The 15244-nt window shown below is 65.9% G+C and carries 16 protein-coding genes (1 of these 16 running past the window's edge); 3 read left to right on the top strand and 13 right to left on the bottom strand.

Features of this window, described 5'->3' with window-relative positions; translation table 11 throughout:
* The 7 genes from clpB to miaA form a co-directional block, all read right to left on the bottom strand.
* Positions 1-476, bottom strand: the start of a protein-coding gene (clpB, locus tag R5N89_RS00355) for an ATP-dependent chaperone ClpB (protein WP_110568469.1). Its footprint begins 2128 nt before the window's first position; only the first 476 of its 2604 coding nucleotides appear in the window; it begins with the start codon at positions 474-476; its stop codon lies beyond the left edge, outside the window.
* Positions 477-894: 418 nt separating this feature from the next.
* Entirely contained in the window at positions 895-1968 is a 1074-nt protein-coding gene (locus tag R5N89_RS00350; protein WP_110568471.1) for an aldo/keto reductase, read from the bottom strand.
* A 174-nt stretch (positions 1969-2142) separates the two neighbouring features.
* Positions 2143-2835: a fumarylacetoacetate hydrolase family protein gene (locus R5N89_RS00345; RefSeq protein ID WP_244192131.1), complete on the bottom strand. Its 693-nt coding sequence runs from the start codon at positions 2833-2835 to the stop codon at positions 2143-2145.
* Between the two features lie 175 nt (positions 2836-3010).
* The gene (gene ilvC, locus R5N89_RS00340; protein ID WP_010515698.1) at positions 3011-4030 is read right to left on the bottom strand and encodes a ketol-acid reductoisomerase; all 1020 of its coding nucleotides are present in this window, start codon (positions 4028-4030) and stop codon (positions 3011-3013) included.
* Between the two features lie 50 nt (positions 4031-4080).
* Positions 4081-4596 (bottom strand): acetolactate synthase small subunit, encoded by a 516-nt coding sequence (gene ilvN / locus R5N89_RS00335; protein ID WP_061273845.1) that lies wholly within the window; start codon positions 4594-4596, stop codon positions 4081-4083.
* A 100-nt stretch (positions 4597-4696) separates the two neighbouring features.
* Positions 4697-6517, bottom strand: coding sequence for a biosynthetic-type acetolactate synthase large subunit (gene ilvB / locus R5N89_RS00330; RefSeq protein WP_110568475.1), 1821 nt, complete (start codon positions 6515-6517; stop codon positions 4697-4699).
* 73 nt (positions 6518-6590) lie between these two features.
* On the bottom strand, positions 6591-7595 hold the full coding sequence (gene miaA, locus R5N89_RS00325) for a tRNA (adenosine(37)-N6)-dimethylallyltransferase MiaA (RefSeq protein ID WP_110568477.1): 1005 nt from the start codon (positions 7593-7595) through the stop codon (positions 6591-6593).
* A 30-nt stretch (positions 7596-7625) separates the two neighbouring features.
* Between miaA and serB the strand changes: the two genes are divergently transcribed.
* Entirely contained in the window at positions 7626-8516 is an 891-nt protein-coding gene (gene serB, locus R5N89_RS00320; RefSeq protein WP_110568479.1) for a phosphoserine phosphatase SerB, read from the top strand.
* On the opposite strand, the gene R5N89_RS00315 is transcribed toward serB, so the two are convergent.
* A complete protein-coding gene (locus R5N89_RS00315) occupies positions 8506-9465 on the bottom strand; it encodes a cation diffusion facilitator family transporter (RefSeq protein ID WP_110568481.1) in 960 nt (319 codons plus the stop codon). The two genes, serB and R5N89_RS00315, sit on opposite strands and share 11 nt — an antisense overlap.
* A gap of 141 nt (positions 9466-9606) precedes the next feature.
* On the opposite strand from R5N89_RS00315, the gene R5N89_RS00310 reads away from it, so the two are divergent.
* Positions 9607-10458, top strand: a complete 852-nt coding sequence (locus R5N89_RS00310) for a carbon-nitrogen hydrolase family protein (protein ID WP_110568483.1) — start codon at positions 9607-9609, stop codon at positions 10456-10458.
* Entirely contained in the window at positions 10455-11258 is an 804-nt protein-coding gene (locus tag R5N89_RS00305) for an NAD kinase (protein WP_110568485.1), read from the top strand. Before R5N89_RS00310 ends, R5N89_RS00305 begins: the two co-directional genes overlap by 4 nt.
* A gap of 76 nt (positions 11259-11334) precedes the next feature.
* Here R5N89_RS00305 and R5N89_RS00300 read toward each other — a convergent pair whose 3' ends face one another.
* From R5N89_RS00300 to R5N89_RS00280, 5 genes are read right to left on the bottom strand one after another with little or no spacing between them, the layout of a single operon-like run.
* Complete coding sequence (locus R5N89_RS00300) at positions 11335-12051, bottom strand: M48 family metallopeptidase (RefSeq protein WP_110568487.1); 717 nt, start codon at positions 12049-12051, stop codon at positions 11335-11337.
* The gene (locus R5N89_RS00295; RefSeq protein ID WP_110568489.1) at positions 12051-12539 is read right to left on the bottom strand and encodes a YcgN family cysteine cluster protein; all 489 of its coding nucleotides are present in this window, start codon (positions 12537-12539) and stop codon (positions 12051-12053) included. The genes R5N89_RS00300 and R5N89_RS00295 overlap by 1 nt, the downstream gene beginning before the upstream one ends.
* Before the next feature lie 34 nt (positions 12540-12573).
* Positions 12574-13038, bottom strand: a complete 465-nt coding sequence (locus R5N89_RS00290) for a hypothetical protein (protein WP_208624658.1) — start codon at positions 13036-13038, stop codon at positions 12574-12576.
* Entirely contained in the window at positions 13038-14066 is a 1029-nt protein-coding gene (locus tag R5N89_RS00285; RefSeq protein WP_110568492.1) for an extracellular solute-binding protein, read from the bottom strand. Before R5N89_RS00285 ends, R5N89_RS00290 begins: the two co-directional genes overlap by 1 nt.
* 44 nt (positions 14067-14110) lie before the next feature.
* A complete protein-coding gene (locus R5N89_RS00280; RefSeq protein ID WP_110568494.1) occupies positions 14111-15223 on the bottom strand; it encodes an ABC transporter ATP-binding protein in 1113 nt (370 codons plus the stop codon).
* Between the last annotated feature and the right edge of the window lie 21 nt (positions 15224-15244).

Genomic DNA, 15244 nt, shown 5'->3' with positions numbered 1-15244 from the left:
AAATTGGCTTCGGCGTTTTCGCTATCCACGGTGCGTCCCTTGCGGATGGTGGCAATGGCTTTTTCCAGCGCCTGGGGCGTGGCGCCACCGGCACGCAGGGCCTGACCGGCAGGCGTTTCCGATGCGGCAATGGCGGCAAGCAGGCGGTCCTGCGCCACAAAGCCGTCGCCCGCTTTCTGCGCGGCCTGTTCGGCTGCATCCAGCACGCGCACCAGTTCGCCCGTTGCACTGGGCTGGCCTGCGCCGCTGCCCTGCACTTTGGGCAGTTTGGCAAGGGCGGCCGTGTTGGCGCTGGTAATGGCAGGCACGTCACCGCCTGCGGCGCGGATCAGGGCTGAGGCTGCGCCCTGATCATCATCAAGCAGGGCCTTGAGCAGGTGCTCGGGCGTAAGCTGCTGGTTATAGTCGCGCATGGCGATGGTCTGGGCGGCCTGCAGGAAACCGCGCGAGCGTTCCGTGAATTTCTCGATGTTCATATGTTTCTTCGTCCCTTTCAATCAGGCGACAGGATGGTTCTGCCTTTGCGCCGTCCCTCAACAGGCAACGGCAAGGCGCTGGATTTCAGATGGGTTCCATCCGATGTTATTACAAGATACCGGCCGCCAGTTTCCTTCTTCCATGCCGTGTCTCATCATGGAGTAAGCTGACCATTGGCGCAGGGTTCACAACCTTGATCCAGATCAATTTTGGCGTGTCTTATCAACGTAACGGCCATTCGCCCGAAGGGTTATGAAGCCACCCCGCCACTGTCATGGATTGCATGGTGCAGGCCGATACCGACCTGCCTCGCAAACAGTCATCAGCAGTGAAGACGTTTTTGATGAAGCGTTTTTTAAAACACTTCAGAAGAACGCCGCCTTTTTGAAAAAAGGCGACACCCAGAAACTTCTGCTTTCACTCAGGTTTACCAGCCTTGGCCGCCACCGTCGGGCCAAGCAGCAGCAGGTCGGCGGCCGAGAGGCGGTCGGACGCATTGCTGGCCTGATGCCAGTAGGGATAGAGCAGCGGGGGGGCGCTTGCTTCATCAAGGCGGCTGATTTCTTCCGCACTCAGCACAAGGTCGGCGGCCTTCAGGTTATCGACAAGCTGCGCCTCGGTGCGCGCGCCGATCACGATGGAGGTAATGGCGGGCCGCTGCGCCACCCAGGCCAGCGCCACCTGGGCTGCCGAGATGTTGCGGGCCTCGGCAATGCTGACGAGCACTTCCACCACGTCATAGAGTTTTTCAATGTCATGAACCGGCGGCTCGCCCCATTTCTCGATCTGGCGCGTGCCTGCGGGCTGCGGCTTGCCCCGGCGGTACTTGCCTGAAAGAAGGCCGCCGGCCATGGGGCTCCATACCTGCACGCCAATGCCCTGATCGAGCGAAAGCGGCAGCAGTTCATATTCCGCTTCGCGCGCCTGGAGCGAGTAGTAGATCTGCTGGGCCACGGGGGCGATCAGCCGGTCACGCTCGGCAACCGACAGCGCCTTCATCAGGTGCCATGCCGAGAAGTTGGACACGCCGGTATAACGGATCTTGCCTGCGCGGGTCAGCGTGTCGAGCGCTTCGAGCGTTTCATCGAGCGGGGTCTGGCCATCCCATTCATGCAGGTAATACAGATCGATATGATCACGCCCCAGCCGCTTGAGGCTGGCCTCGCACGCGCGGATGAGATGATAACGCGACAGCCCGGCATCATTGGCCCCCTTGCCCATGGTAAAGCGGGCCTTTGTGGTGACCATGATGTCATCGCTGCGGCCTTTCAGCGCCGCACCAAGAATTTCCTCCGACACACCGGCTGAATAGATATCGGCGGTATCAAACATGTTGATCCCGGCCTCGATGCACAGGTCAAGCTGGCGGCGGGCACCGGCAAGGTCGGTGTCGCCGGTCTTGGCAAAGTCGCCCTTGCCGCCAAAGGTCATGGTGCCCAGCGTGAAAGCTGAAATCCTGAGGCCCGAACGGCCAAGCTGGCGGTATTGCATCTCTTTTCCTTCCCCTAAAGGTCTGTAAAACGCCTGCCCAGGTGGCAGAGTAATAAAAAGTTTTTGGTGAAGCTTTTTTCAAAAAGCCTTGAAAGAACGCCGCTTTTTAAAAAAAGTCGGCATCCGGAAACTTTTATCATCTACAAAAATGACAGGCGCCGTGCGCGACAGGCTTCAGCCGGTATAGGTCACGTTCAGTTCGCCCACCCCGGCACAGGTGGCATGCAGCACGTCGCCCCGCTTGACCGGCCCCACACCCGAGGGCGTGCCGGTCATGATGAGGTCACCCGGCGCAAGGGTGACAAAACGGCTGAGGCAGGAAACGATCTCGGGCACGGACCAGATCATCTCCACCAGGTCGCCTTTCTGGCGCTGCTCGCCATTGACGCTCAGGGCAATGGCCCCGCTTTCGGGGTGGCCGATGCGCGCGGCAGGCACCAGCGCGGAAATGGGACAGGACTGGTCAAACCCCTTGGCCAGCGCCCACGGGCGGCCCGCTTTCTTGGCGGCGGCCTGGAGGTCGCGCCGGGTCATGTCCAGTCCCACCGCGTAGCCATAAATGTGCGAGAGTGCCTTCTCCACCGGAATGTCAGTCCCCTCGCGCCCGATGGCGGCGACAAGCTCGACTTCATGATGCAGGTCGGCCGTGCTGACGGGAAACGGCAGCAGCCCGCCACCGGGCACCACCGCATCGGCAGGCTTGGCAAAAAAGAAGGGTTCGGAGCGCTCGGGGTTGCTGCCCATCTCGCGCGCATGGGCGGCGTAGTTCTGCCCCACGCACCATATCCGCCTGACAGGAAAGACGCCCGCACTCCCCTCCACTGGCACGACAGGAAGGGTGTAGGGGGGGATTACGTAGTCCGTCACGATACGGCGCTCCTGCAGTTCATACCGGCGCGCATGGTGGCACCCGTGCCTGGTCGTGTCACGGCAAATGCGGGGCAGCCCCACGAAAGCGGACATAAAAAAAACGCCAGCCGGAACGAGCCGGCTGGCGCTGCAAATACGGTGGCGGCAGATCGCCCCCGTTATTTTGCCCAGATCAGTTGCGGGCCTTGTCGACCAGCTTGTTCTTGCCGATCCACGACATCATGGCGCGCAGCTTCTCGCCCACTTTCTCGATCTGGTGCTCGTTGTTACGGGCACGGGTGGCCTTGAAGCCGATGTTGCCGGACTGGTTTTCAAGGATGAAATTGCGCACGAAGGTGCCATCCTGAATGTCGGTCAGGATCTTCTTCATCTCGACCTTGGTTTCCGGCGTGATCACGCGCGGGCCGGACACGTATTCACCATACTCCGCGGTGTTGGAGATGGAGTAGTTCATGTTCGCGATGCCGCCTTCATAGATCAGGTCGACGATCAGCTTCATTTCGTGCAGGCACTCGAAATAGGCCATCTCGGGCGCGTAACCGGCTTCAACCAGCGTCTCGAAGCCAGCGCGGATCAGCTCGACCAGACCACCACACAGCACGGCCTGCTCACCGAACAGGTCAGTCTCGACCTCTTCCTTGAAGGTGGTCTCGATGATGCCCGCACGACCACCGCCATTGGCGGAGGCATAGGACAGCGCGATTTCAAGCGCGTTGCCCGAGGCGTTCTGCGCCACGGCCACCAGCGACGGCACGCCGCCACCCTTCTGGTATTCCGAGCGCACGGTGTGGCCGGGGCCCTTGGGTGCGATCAGGAACACGTCGAGGTCGGGACGCGCCTCGATGATGCGGAAGTGAATGGCCAGACCGTGGGCGAAGGCGAGTGCGGCGCCCTGCTTGAGGTTCTTTTCCAGCGATTCCTTGTACAGCGCGCCCTGGCCTTCATCAGGCGTCAGCACCATCACCACGTCGGCCCACTTGGCGGCATCGGCGGGGGTCATGACCTTGAAGCCAGCGGCCTCGGCCTTGGCAACGGCCTTTGATTCGGGGCGCAGGCCGACAACGATGTCGGTCACGCCGGAATCTTTCAGGTTGTTGGCATGGGCATGGCCCTGGCTGCCGTAGCCGATGATGGCAACCTTCTTGCTCTTGATCAGGTTCACGTCGGCATCGCGATCATAATAGACGCGCATGGTCTTGCTCCTTGGGGAATGAAAAACGGATGAAGTAGAAAACGCGACCCTTACAGGATTGCCGCCCCACGGGCGATGGCGGCGATACCCGTGCGCGACACCTCGGCAAGGCCGAGGGGACGCATGAGGTCGATAAAGGCATCAAGCTTGTCGGACGCGCCGGTCAGCTCAAAGACGAACGAGGTGGCCGAGGCATCAACCGGGTGCGCGCGGAAGGCCTGCGCAATGCGCAGCGCATCGGCCCGGCGCTCGCCGCTGGCAATCACCTTGACGAGCGCCATCTCGCGCGCCACGTGCGGCTCGCGCCCGGTCATGACCGCCACGCGGTAGACCGGCACCAGCCGCTCCACCTGCGCGCGGATCTGGCCCAGCACGTGCGGAGTGGCGGTGGTCACGATATTGATGCGCGACTGGCGACGGGTTTCATCCACCGCGGCCACGGTCAGGCTCTCGATATTGTATCCACGACCTGAAAACAGGCCGATCACGCGGGCCAGCGCGCCGCTTTCGTTCTCGACCTGAATGGAAATGACCGCGGAGACCGGGCTCTCCTGCTGCGTGGTCATGATGGCGTTTCCTGACTGCTTGGGGTGCCGCCCTGCAGGGGCAGGAGCGGCAGGAAAGGACAGAAACCCGTAGCGCGGCGCACTACAGGCAGGCGCGAGGTCAGACCAGCATGCGGCCTTCGGCGCTGATCTCGTCATCCTGATCGGGACCGAGGAGCATCTGGTTATGCGCCGCCCCCGAGGGGATCATGGGGTAGCAGTTTTCATCCTGCGCCACGCATATGTCCGCCACCACCGGGCCGGGATGGGCCAGCATCTCGGCAATCACGCCATCAAGCTCGCCCACGCAGGTCGCGCGCAGGCCCTTGCCATGAAAGCTTTCCGCAAGCTTCACGAAATCAGGCAGTGCTGCGCTGTAGCTCTCGGAATAGCGCGAGTCATGCAGCAGTTCCTGCCACTGGCGCACCATGCCCATATACTGGTTGTTCAGGATGAACACCTTAACCGGCAGGCGGTACTGCGCGATGGTGGAAAGCTCCTGGATGTTCATCAACGTCGAGGCTTCACCCGCGATGTCGATCACGAGCGCATCGGGGTGGGCGATCTGCGCACCCACGGCGGCGGGCAGGCCGTAGCCCATAGTGCCCAGCCCGCCCGAGGTCAGCCAGCGATTGGGTTTGTCAAAGCCGAAATGCTGGGCGGCCCACATCTGGTGCTGCCCCACCTCGGTCGAGACATAGGTGTCGCGCCCGGTGGCGGTGGCGAGTTCATGCAGGCGGCGGATGGCGTATTGCGGGCGGATGATCGCCTCGGGCGCCTTGTCCTGCACGAAGCCAAGGCTGTCGGTCTTGCGCCATTCATTGATCTGGTGCCACCACTGCGCCATGTCGATGGGCTGGCGGGTATTGGCGGGCGTGCACTCCCACTCCTCCAGCATCATCTCGATCACGCGCCGCGCATCACCCACGATGCCCACGTCAACCTGCACGATCTTGTTGATCTGGCTGGGGTCGATATCGGCATGGATCTTGAACGAGCCGGGCGAGAACGCATCGAGCCTGCCGGTCACGCGGTCATCAAAGCGCGAACCGAGCGCGATCAGCACGTCGCAGCCATGGGTGGCCATGTTGGCCTCGTACGTGCCGTGCATGCCCAGCATGCCCAGGAAGCGCCGGTCGCCCGCAGGCATCGACCCCAGCCCCATCAGCGTGGAGGTGCACGGAAAGCCCGTCCTTTCCACCAGCTTGCGCAGGGCAGCCGATGCCTTAGGCCCGGCATTGATGATGCCGCCACCGGTATAGAACAGCGGGCGGCGCGCGCCCTTCATGGCGGCCACGGCGCGCGCGATCACGTCCCGGCCCGGCTCGGTCTGCGGGCGGTAGGACGGGTGCGGCACGCGCGGGGCGTCGCTATAGGGCGCGGGGCCGACCATCAGGTTTTTGGGCAGGTCGACGAGCACCGGGCCGGGGCGACCGCTGCGCGCGATATGGAAGGCCTCGTGCACGCAGGGCGCGACGTCTTCCGCGCGACGGATGAGGTAGTTGTATTTGGTGGCGGGGCGGGTGATGCCGGTCGTGTCCGCCTCCTGGAAGGCATCGGTGCCGATCAGCGGCACGCCCACCTGGCCCGAGAAGCAAACCACCGGAATCGAGTCCAGCATGGCATCGAGCAGCCCGGTCACGGTGTTGGTCGCACCCGGCCCGCTGGTGACGAGCACCACGCCCACCTTGCCGGTCGAGCGGGCATAGGCCTCGGCCGCGTGCACGGCGGCCTGCTCGTGGCGGACCAGCACGTGGCGAATCGTGTTCTGGCGGAAAATGGCATCATAAATGGGCAGGACCGCGCCACCGGGATAGCCGAAAATGACCTCGACCCCCTGCTCGGCCAGTACGCGCAGAAGCACTTCCGCGCCGCTGGATACGGACGTATCCGTGCCCGCTGCGTGAGGCTTCAGGTCGGTCTGGTGCGATGCTGTGTTCATGGTCCTGCTCCTTCGCCACTGGTGGCCAGAACAATCCGGCCAGCCCTGCTACAGGCGAAATCCCGGGCCGGGTTTACGGAAAGCCTTGGCCCGCGTCAATGCGGTTAATAACAAAAGAAATGATTTTATTGCCTACCCTTTCCATTTGTTGCGCAGCTTCGTCTTTTTCAAATCGTTTTTCATATAAAAACGTGTCTTCCGGGGCAGCACACGGATGATGGGCAAACCATGTGGCCTGCCGCTTGGTATATTGCCCGGTCAGCGTAATGGCGCGCGCCGCCGCATCCGCTAGCGTCATCTCGCCGCGCAGCACGGCGGCGAGTTCGGGCACGCCATGGGCACGCATGGCGGGCAGGTCCGGCGGCAGGGCCTGCGCCAGCAGGGCTTCCACCTCCGCCATGGCTCCTTGCTCAAGCATGGCCTGAAAACGCCGGGCAATGGCCGCGCGCAGCCTGTCACGCGCGGGGTGCAGCCTGATGGCAATGAAGCGGGCGGCAAGCGGCGGCAGCACGGCTTTGCTCCGCCACCACGCCATGCCGTGGCCGGTAGCGGTGCGCACCTCCCACGCGCGGGCAATGCGCTGGCCATCGGTGGGGCGCAGGGTGGCGGCGGTTTCGGGGTCGAGCTGTTGCAGGCGGGCATGCAGGACGGGAGCGCCAAGTTCGGCCAGCAGCCCGCGCGCCTGTTCGCGGATGGCGGGCGGCGGCTGGGGAATATCGGCCAGCCCATCCGTCAGCGCGCGGAAATACATACCCGTGCCGCCACAGAATATTGGCACGCGCCCGGCATCCCACGCGCTCCCCGCCGCCGCCAGCGCCTGCGCGCGCCACCATGCCACCGAGCCATTGCTAGCGGCAGGCAGCACGCCATACAGCGCATGGGGCACGCAGGCTTCCTCCGCCTCGGTGGGGCGGGCGGTCAGGATGCGCAGGTCGCGATAGACCTGCATCGAATCGGTATTGATGATGGCGCCCCCCACCTCACGCGCAAGGGCCAGCGCGAGTGCGGACTTGCCCGAACAGGTCGGACCCGCCACGATTAGCGCCACGCGCGCCTGCCCTGAAGGGGGGCGCGTCATTGTTTCATCCTTTTCACTGACCCGGACCCCATGGCTGATTCCCCTTCCCACGCCCATACCCTTGTACTGGTGGCCAACCGTGACGCCACATCGCTCACGCCGGTCGATATCGAAGCCGCGCGCGACCTTGCCCGCACTGCCGCCCCCGTTACCCTGTCGGAAGGCGAAGCAGTCGAGATGGCCTGCACGACCCCCGACATCGCGGCCCTGCGCGCCGTTTTCGCCAAGGGCCATATCGACGTGCTGGTAACGCCCGCTGCCGGCCGCCGCAAGCGCGTGCTGGTGGCTGACATGGACAGCACCATCGTCAGTTGCGAAACACTGGATGATATCGCGGCCCATGCCGGCATTGGCGAGAAGATTGCCGAGATCACGCGCCGCTCCATGAATGGCGAGATCGAATTCGAGGCCGCCCTGCGCGAGCGCGTGGCCCTGCTGCGCGGCCTGCCCGTGACATTGCTGGAAAAAGCGTGGAAGGACGTAAAGCTCAACACCGGGGCTGCCGAACTGGTGCGCACCATGCGGGCCAACGGGGCGCGCACGGCGCTGGTCTCGGGCGGGTTCACGTTCTTTACCAGCCGGGTGGCAGGGCTGTGCGGCTTTGATGAAAACCACGCCAACACCCTGCTCGCGGCTGGCGACAGCCTGACCGGCGCGGTGGGCCAGCCCATTTTGGGCCCGGATGCCAAGCTTGCGCACCTGCGGCGCCTGGTGGCGGCGCAGGACGCGAGCGTGGAGGATGCGCTGGCCACGGGCGATGGCGCGAATGACCTGGCCATGCTGCGGGTGGCGGGGCTGGGCATTGCCTTCCATGCCAAGCCTGCCGTGCGGCGCGAGATCAGCAATCAGGTCAATGCCACCACGCTGCGCAGCCTCCTGTTCGCGCAGGGCTACCGGGCGGCGGAATTCGTCATGGCGTAACGGCCGTGCCGCGGGCAGCGGTGGCGGCAGGCTGACCGCGGCTGTCCTGCGCCTCGATGAACACGCGCGTGACCTCGGGGTAGGCCTGCTTGATCTGGCGCTCGAGCGTGCTGACCACGATCTCGACCTGCCCTGCCGTCATGTCGTTGCGAAAATCGAGGCTGATGACCACCAACACGTCGCGCGGGCCGAAATGCATGGAGCGGATCTCGTTCAGCCGCTCCACCCCTTCCGCCTCCAGCGCCATCTGGCGCAGCGCGCGCAGCACCTCGGGCGCAACCCCCTCGCCCGTCAGCAGCGACTGGGATTCCCGCGCGAGGAAGGCCGCCGTGACCGCAAGGATGAAGGCGATGATGATGGAAGCCACCCCATCAAGCACCGGCATGTCCAGCCACTCGGCCAGCACATTGCCTAAAAAGGCCACGAACAGCCCGCTCAGCGCCGCCGTATCCTCGAACAGGACGGTAAACACGGTGGGATCCTTGCTCATCTGCACGGCCTCCACCCAGCCGCGCCTGCCCTTGCCCTCCTTGCGGAAGGCCCGCAGCGCCAGCAGCCACACCGAGCCTTCAAACACGATGCTCGCCACCAGCACGGCGTAATTGACCAGCACATGCGCCACCGGCTGCGGGTGGATGATGTGGATGATCCCTTCATATAGCGAGACCCCTGCGCCGAGGCCAAAGATGAGCAGCGCCACCACGAAGGTCCAGAAATACAGCTCCAGCCCGTAACCGAACGGGTGCGTGGCCGTGGCCGGGCGGGTCGCGCGCTTCATGCCCACGAGCAGCAGGCCCTGGTTGCCGGTATCGACCAGGGAATGGATGGCCTCGCTGAGCATGGAGGCGCTGCCTGTCAGAAAGGCCGCGCCAAATTTGGTGGCCGCCACCAGCAGGTTGCCGCCAAGCGCCGCAAAGATGACCGTTCGGGAAGATGAGGAATGTGCCATTGATTTTTCAATATTGAGCCAGAGGACCACCCTATCGCGCCGCGTCCCCTTTTAACAGTGTGGCAGCCCTGCGTGCCGGTTGCGGGGGGCGTGCCGCCTGTCCTATGGTCACGCCGCACTGCCTACGGAGTACCAGTCCAGATGCGCACCACCGTCATCCAGATGGCGCCTGGCGCCTCCGCGCCCGAAAATATCGACACCGCCCGCGCCCTCATCACCGCCGCCATCACCGCCGACAGGCCCGACCTCGTGGTGCTGCCAGAGATGTGGAGCTGCCTTGGCGGCACGAACGACATGAAATTCGCCGCAGCCGAAGTCCTGCCCGCCCCCGATGGCACGGGCGAGGCCGGGCCGCTGTACCGCTTCCTGTCCGGTATTGCGCGCGCGCATGGCGTGAGCGTGCATGGCGGCTCGATTGGCGAGCGCCATGGGAAGAAGCTGTTCAACACCGCCCTCGTGTTCAACCCGCAGGGCCGCGAGATCGCGCGCTACCGCAAGATCCACCTGTTTGACGTGACCACGCCCGGCGGCGAGGGCTACCGCGAGAGCGATACCTACGAACCCGGCTCCGACATCGTGACCGCCCCGCTTTCGCCCGATCTGACCGCGGGGCTGGCCATCTGTTACGATATCCGCTTCCCCGCGCTGTTTCATGCGCTGCGCGCGCGCGGCGCCAATGTGCTGCTGGTGCCCGCCGCCTTTACCGTCGAGACCGGGCTTGCCCATTGGGAGACGCTGCTGCGCGCCCGCGCCATCGAGACCCAGTGCTGGATGGTGGCCTGCGGCACAACCGGCACCCACACCGACGCCAGTGGCCAGCCGCGCCGCACCTATGGCCATTCCATGATCATCGACCCGTGGGGCACCATCGTGGCCCAGGTTTCCGACGGGCCGGGCTGGAGCACCGCGCGCATCGAACGCGGCGTGATTGACAGCACGCGCGCGCGCATGCCGGTCATGGCGCATCATCGCCTGTCCATCCACACCCCATGACCGACATGTCGTACCCCGGCTGGGCCGATGGGTACATTCCCACAAAACTGTGCTTCGCCGCCGCCCCCAACGAGAGCGCGGAGGTCTGGCGCGAGCGGCTGGTGAGCCAGTACGGCCAGTGCCCGCCCGAGGAGGCGGAGGCGCTGATCTGCCTCGGCGGTGATGGCTTCATGCTGGAAACGCTGCACACCACCCTTGGGCGCACGCTGCCGGTTTATGGCATCAACTGCGGCACGGTGGGCTTCCTGATGAACCCCGCCGTGCCTGATGACCTGCCCGCCCGCCTTGCCGCCGCCCAGGTGGCCATCCTGCACCCGCTGCGCATGAAGGCCACCACCATGGATGGCCAGTGCGTGCACGCCCTTGCCCTTAATGACGTGTTCCTGTTCCGCCAGACGCGGCAGGCGGCCAAGATCCGCATCGGGGTGGACGGGCGCGTGCGCCTGCCCGAACTGATCTGCGATGGCGTGCTGATCGCCACACCCGCAGGCTCGACCGCCTACAACCTCTCGGCTCACGGGCCGATCGTGCCGCTCTCGGCCAATCTGCTGCCACTCACGCCCATCAGCGCGTTCCGCCCGCGCCGGTGGCGCGGCGCACTCCTGCCCTCCACCGCCCGGGTGCGGTTTGATATTCTGGAAACCGACAAGCGCCCCGTCGCCGCCGTGGCGGATTTTACCGAAGTGCGCGATGTCGTTTCCGTCGAGATCAGCGAGGCGCGTGAGCTGCACACCACCGTGCTGTTCGACCCCGGGCAGAGCCTTTCGGAACGGATCATTGCCGAGCAGTTTACGGCCTGAATGATAAAAGTTTTTGGTGAAGCTTTTTGCAAAAAGCTTCGAAAGGCAGCACCCAAAAACTTTGATCCGTTTCCTTTTACCCCACCAGCCGGTGCAAACTCGCCCCATTGGCCCGCAGCCATTTCTCGGCCTGTCGACGGTGGGGCGTAAGCTGATCGACCAGCAGCCAGAAATCAGGCCCGTGGTTCATGTGCCGCAGATGGGCGAGTTCGTGGGCGATGATGTAATGCTGCACCTCCTGGGGCGCCATGACCAGCCGCCAGCACAGCATGATGCTGCCATCGGATGAACAGCTGCCCCAGCGGCTTTTCGTATCGCGCAGCCTGAGCCGGGTGGGGCGCAGGCCACTGGCTTCGGCCTGAAGGCGCAGACGCGCGGGCAGCAGCACCTGCGCCTGCGCGCGCAGATAGGCCATGACGCGCCGGGAGATGAACTCCGCCGCACCACTCACATGCAGGCGGCCCTCTTCCAGCCACGCGCCCCGCCGGGCTTCAGGGCAGTGCACGATTTCGCGGCTCTGGCCATCGAGCAGCACATGGCCGCCATGGCGCAGCTCGGCGGCGGGCGGCAGGCGGGCGAGGCCAGCGGCAACCCAGCCGGAATGGGCGCGGAGCAGGGCCAGCCCATCCGCCCTGCGGGCCGCGCGCGGCATGGTCATGACCACATGCCCCGCCACGGGGTCGATGCGCATGGAAATCCGCCGCGCCCGCGCCGAGACGCGCCACCGCACCGAAACCGCCCCCGATGCAATGGGCACGACCTCAAGCGCGTCTGCTCCCGCGCCCTGCGCCATCAGCGCCCGCGCGGGCGGGTGCGGCAGAATGCATCTTTCGGGGCCTCGCCGGGCCAGTCGATGATGTGGTCTTCCAGCATCCCCGCCCTACGCTCGCTGACCACCCGGCCACTGACCGATATGCCCGCCTCATGCACCGTCTCGTGCGTGCCGGACACCAGCGGGTGCCACCAGGGCAGCGGCTCGCCATCGCGTACCAGCACGTAACCGCAGGTGGGCGGCAGCCAGTCGATATCGGCCAGCATTTCCGCCGTCAGGCTGATGCAGTCCTGCACCCGGCGGTGGCGATGGGCGTAATCGGTGCACAGGCAGGTGGTGGTGTCGAGCAGGCGGCAGGCGACATCGGTAAACAGCACCTCGTCCGTCTCATCCTCGCGCAGCTTGTGCAGGCAGCACCGCCCGCAGCCATCGCACAGCGATTCCCACTGTGCGCGGGTCATCTGCGCAAGCGGTGTCGTCTCCCAGAAGGGAGGGGTCTCATCGGTCATGATGTCGTCCTGCCATATCGCATGTGTACAGTTTTCATTGCAGCGCTACCGCCGCCATGGCGCACAGCACGGTCATCACCGCGCAAAACATGCCCACCCCCGCCACCGGGCCTGCCAGCAGGGGCAGCCACAGCAGCCGCAGCCGCGCCTGCGCCCCGGCCCCCAGCCCGCGCGCCGTGCGCGACAGGCCGGGCGGCACGGCATCAAGCACGCGCAGCAGCGGCCACAGGGCCGCAGGCGCCACGAGCGCCCCCTGCGCCACGCTCCCCATGCCGCCACCGTGGCCCACAAGCCCCGGCCACAGCAGCGCCAGCGCCAGCCCCGGCAGCATGAGGGCAAGCATGAGGCCGCGCAGCACCACGCACCGCGCGGGCCAGCCCCGGTGCAGCATGGCCTGCGCCCCGAGCACCAGCATACAGGCCACCCCCAGCCCCAGTGCGGTGCCGCACCCATCAACCACCAGCGCGCCCACCGGGCGGGAGGAAAGAGGAAGCAGCATCAGCCCGCCTTGTGCAGCCATGTCTCGAACCGCCGGGACAGGGAGGCATAATTGACCTGCCAGAACTGTACATCCATCGGCAGCAGGACCGCCGGATGGGCCGGGGCGGACGCCCGCGCAGGCACCGCCGCCATGAAAGCGCTCCGCCGGTCTGGCTGGACAATAAAATGCAGCAGGTCGCGCGACCGGCCCAGCCGCTCGGCGGACTGGCCCGCCACCACCGCCCATGACAGGTCATAGGACAGCGCCATGTCGGCATTGACGCCAATCCGCCCCTGCTCCCCACGCGCGGCGACGCTGTTTACGGCCTCAAGCGGCGCGCTGCCCATGAGCACCTGTTTGCGTGACAGGAGGCTTGCGGCCTCATTGGGGGTGGACCACCACGTTATATAAGGACGCAGCTGGCTGAGCTTGCGAAAGGCGCGGTCAACGCCCTGCGGCGTGGCAAGCTGGCCATAAACCTGGGCTGGCGGCACGCCATCGGCCAGCAGCGCGATCTCGAGCGTGGTGCGCGGGTCGCGCCGCAGGCCGCGCTTGCCCGGAAAGCGCACGATATCCCAGAAATCATTCCAGCGCGGTGCGCTCTCGCGCCATGTCTGGTCCCATGCCACCACGACCTGCGTTGCCAGCCCCGGCGCGCCGCAGCCATCGGGATTGGCGGCGCTGCCTGCCAGATGCACCACAAGCCCCTGCACGCAGGCGGCGCGGATGGTGCTGTCCTCGGCAAAGGCAAGCGACCATGCCCCACCATTTCCAGCCTGAAGGCCGTGGGACTCGAGGTCCGCCAGCGCGCCCGTCCAGGCCCGGCGCGTGACGGCCTGCCCCGTGGCACGCGTGAAAGGCTGGAAAAACGCGACATTCTGCGCCGGGTCGAGTTGCGGCTCCGTGCTGGCCACCACCAGCGCGGGGCTGTGGCGGATGCGGGCGGCCGCCTGCACGCCCGCCCACGGCACGGGCAGGGCGATCAGGGCCGCGAGCAGGCCGGGCAGGATGGCGCTGAGGGAACGACGGGGCACAATCTGGAACACGGGTGGGAAACAGCCTTTCAGGCGGGGGCGGAAGATGGCGGACGCTACCCCATTTCACCCCGGAACGGAAAGGCCATTGCCTGCGCGGGCTGCCACGCCAGCACCGCCGCCTGCCCCGGCGCCACGCGCTGCAGGGCGGCGGTGGGGGGGCGGCGCACGAGCAGTTCTGCCCCGTTGGCCAGCCGCAGGCGCAGCAGCACGTGGTCGCCCATCTGGCGCAGGTCGGTCAGCGTGGCCTCGAGCAGGGGCGGCTCATCAGGGTCGGCCCCCGTCATGCCGGGGCGGGAGGGAAACATCACGGCCACCCGGTCGGGGCGGATGCACAATGTGGCCAGCTGATCCGCCACGACCCCGGCCATGGCCATGGCCTCGACCGGCAGGCCACCAGGCAGGTGAGCGAGCGCCACGTCATCCTCCACGCTGGCCACGCGCACGGTCAGGGCATTGGCATCGCCAAATTCAGTGGCCACGCGGTCGCAGGCAGGGCGCTCGAACAGGTCGCGCGCCGTGCCGAGTTGCAGCACCTCCATGCCGTGCATGCAGGCGATCGTATCGCCAAGCAGCAGGGCATCCTCACGCGCGCGGGTCAGCAGCACCACGCACAGCCCGCGCGCGCGGACAAGGCGGCCAACCAGACGGCGCATGGTGCGGCGGCTGGCGGCAGGCAGCGGCGCAAAGACATCTTCAAGCACCAGCACGGGCGGCTCGAACACCAGGGCGCGACCGAGCATGACGCGTAGCGCCTGCTCGGGGGTGAGCGTTGCCGGGCGGGCCTGCCCGAGTCCATCCAGCCCCAGCAGGGCCAGCACGCCGCGCACCCGCGCCAGCACCGCCTGCGACTCCATGCCGCGCGCCCGCAGCCCGAAGGCAAGGTTGGCCTGCACGCTCATGTGCATGAACAAAGGGTCACGCCAGCCGACCAGCGTGCATGGGCGTGCCTCGGGTGGGAGGGCCGTGACATCCACGCCATCCACCATGATCTGCCCGGCCCCTGCCGGCACATGGCCCGCCAGCAGGTCGGCAACAGTGCTCAGGCAGGCCGCCTGCTCATTGACAATGGCCAGGCACGCCCCGGCAGCAGCCTGCAGGGACAGGCCCGACGCGCCGGGAGAGGCAGCCAGCGCGTTGGCAACCAGCCTTAAGGAGAAAGGAGACATGCGATAACAGAAACCTGACTG

It is taken from the genome of Komagataeibacter sucrofermentans DSM 15973, from assembly GCF_040581405.1.
Classification (GTDB): domain Bacteria; phylum Pseudomonadota; class Alphaproteobacteria; order Acetobacterales; family Acetobacteraceae; genus Komagataeibacter; species Komagataeibacter sucrofermentans.
The sequence above is the reverse complement of the archived record's forward strand: the minus strand, read 5'-3'. Positions and strand labels throughout refer to the sequence as shown.

What these genes read in the sequence shown, in the direction of transcription:
- R5N89_RS00350 (WP_110568471.1), bottom strand. Translation starts at nt 1,968, where the DNA reads ATGCAATACCGCCAGCTTGGCCGTTCGGGCCTCAGGATTTCAGCTTTC.
- ilvC (WP_010515698.1), bottom strand. Translation starts at nt 4,030, where the DNA reads ATGCGCGTCTATTATGATCGCGATGCCGACGTGAACCTGATCAAGAGC.
- ilvN (WP_061273845.1), bottom strand. Translation starts at nt 4,596, where the DNA reads ATGACCACGCAGCAGGAGAGCCCGGTCTCCGCGGTCATTTCCATTCAG.
- ilvB (WP_110568475.1), bottom strand. Translation starts at nt 6,517, where the DNA reads ATGAACACAGCATCGCACCAGACCGACCTGAAGCCTCACGCAGCGGGC.
- miaA (WP_110568477.1), bottom strand. Translation starts at nt 7,595, where the DNA reads ATGACGCGCCCCCCTTCAGGGCAGGCGCGCGTGGCGCTAATCGTGGCG.
- serB (WP_110568479.1), top strand. Translation starts at nt 7,626, where the DNA reads ATGGCTGATTCCCCTTCCCACGCCCATACCCTTGTACTGGTGGCCAAC.
- R5N89_RS00315 (WP_110568481.1), bottom strand. Translation starts at nt 9,465, where the DNA reads ATGGCACATTCCTCATCTTCCCGAACGGTCATCTTTGCGGCGCTTGGC.
- R5N89_RS00310 (WP_110568483.1), top strand. Translation starts at nt 9,607, where the DNA reads ATGCGCACCACCGTCATCCAGATGGCGCCTGGCGCCTCCGCGCCCGAA.
- R5N89_RS00305 (WP_110568485.1), top strand. Translation starts at nt 10,455, where the DNA reads ATGACCGACATGTCGTACCCCGGCTGGGCCGATGGGTACATTCCCACA.
- R5N89_RS00300 (WP_110568487.1), bottom strand. Translation starts at nt 12,051, where the DNA reads ATGGCGCAGGGCGCGGGAGCAGACGCGCTTGAGGTCGTGCCCATTGCA.
- R5N89_RS00295 (WP_110568489.1), bottom strand. Translation starts at nt 12,539, where the DNA reads ATGACCGATGAGACCCCTCCCTTCTGGGAGACGACACCGCTTGCGCAG.
- R5N89_RS00290 (WP_208624658.1), bottom strand. Translation starts at nt 13,038, where the DNA reads ATGCTGCTTCCTCTTTCCTCCCGCCCGGTGGGCGCGCTGGTGGTTGAT.
- R5N89_RS00280 (WP_110568494.1), bottom strand. Translation starts at nt 15,223, where the DNA reads ATGTCTCCTTTCTCCTTAAGGCTGGTTGCCAACGCGCTGGCTGCCTCT.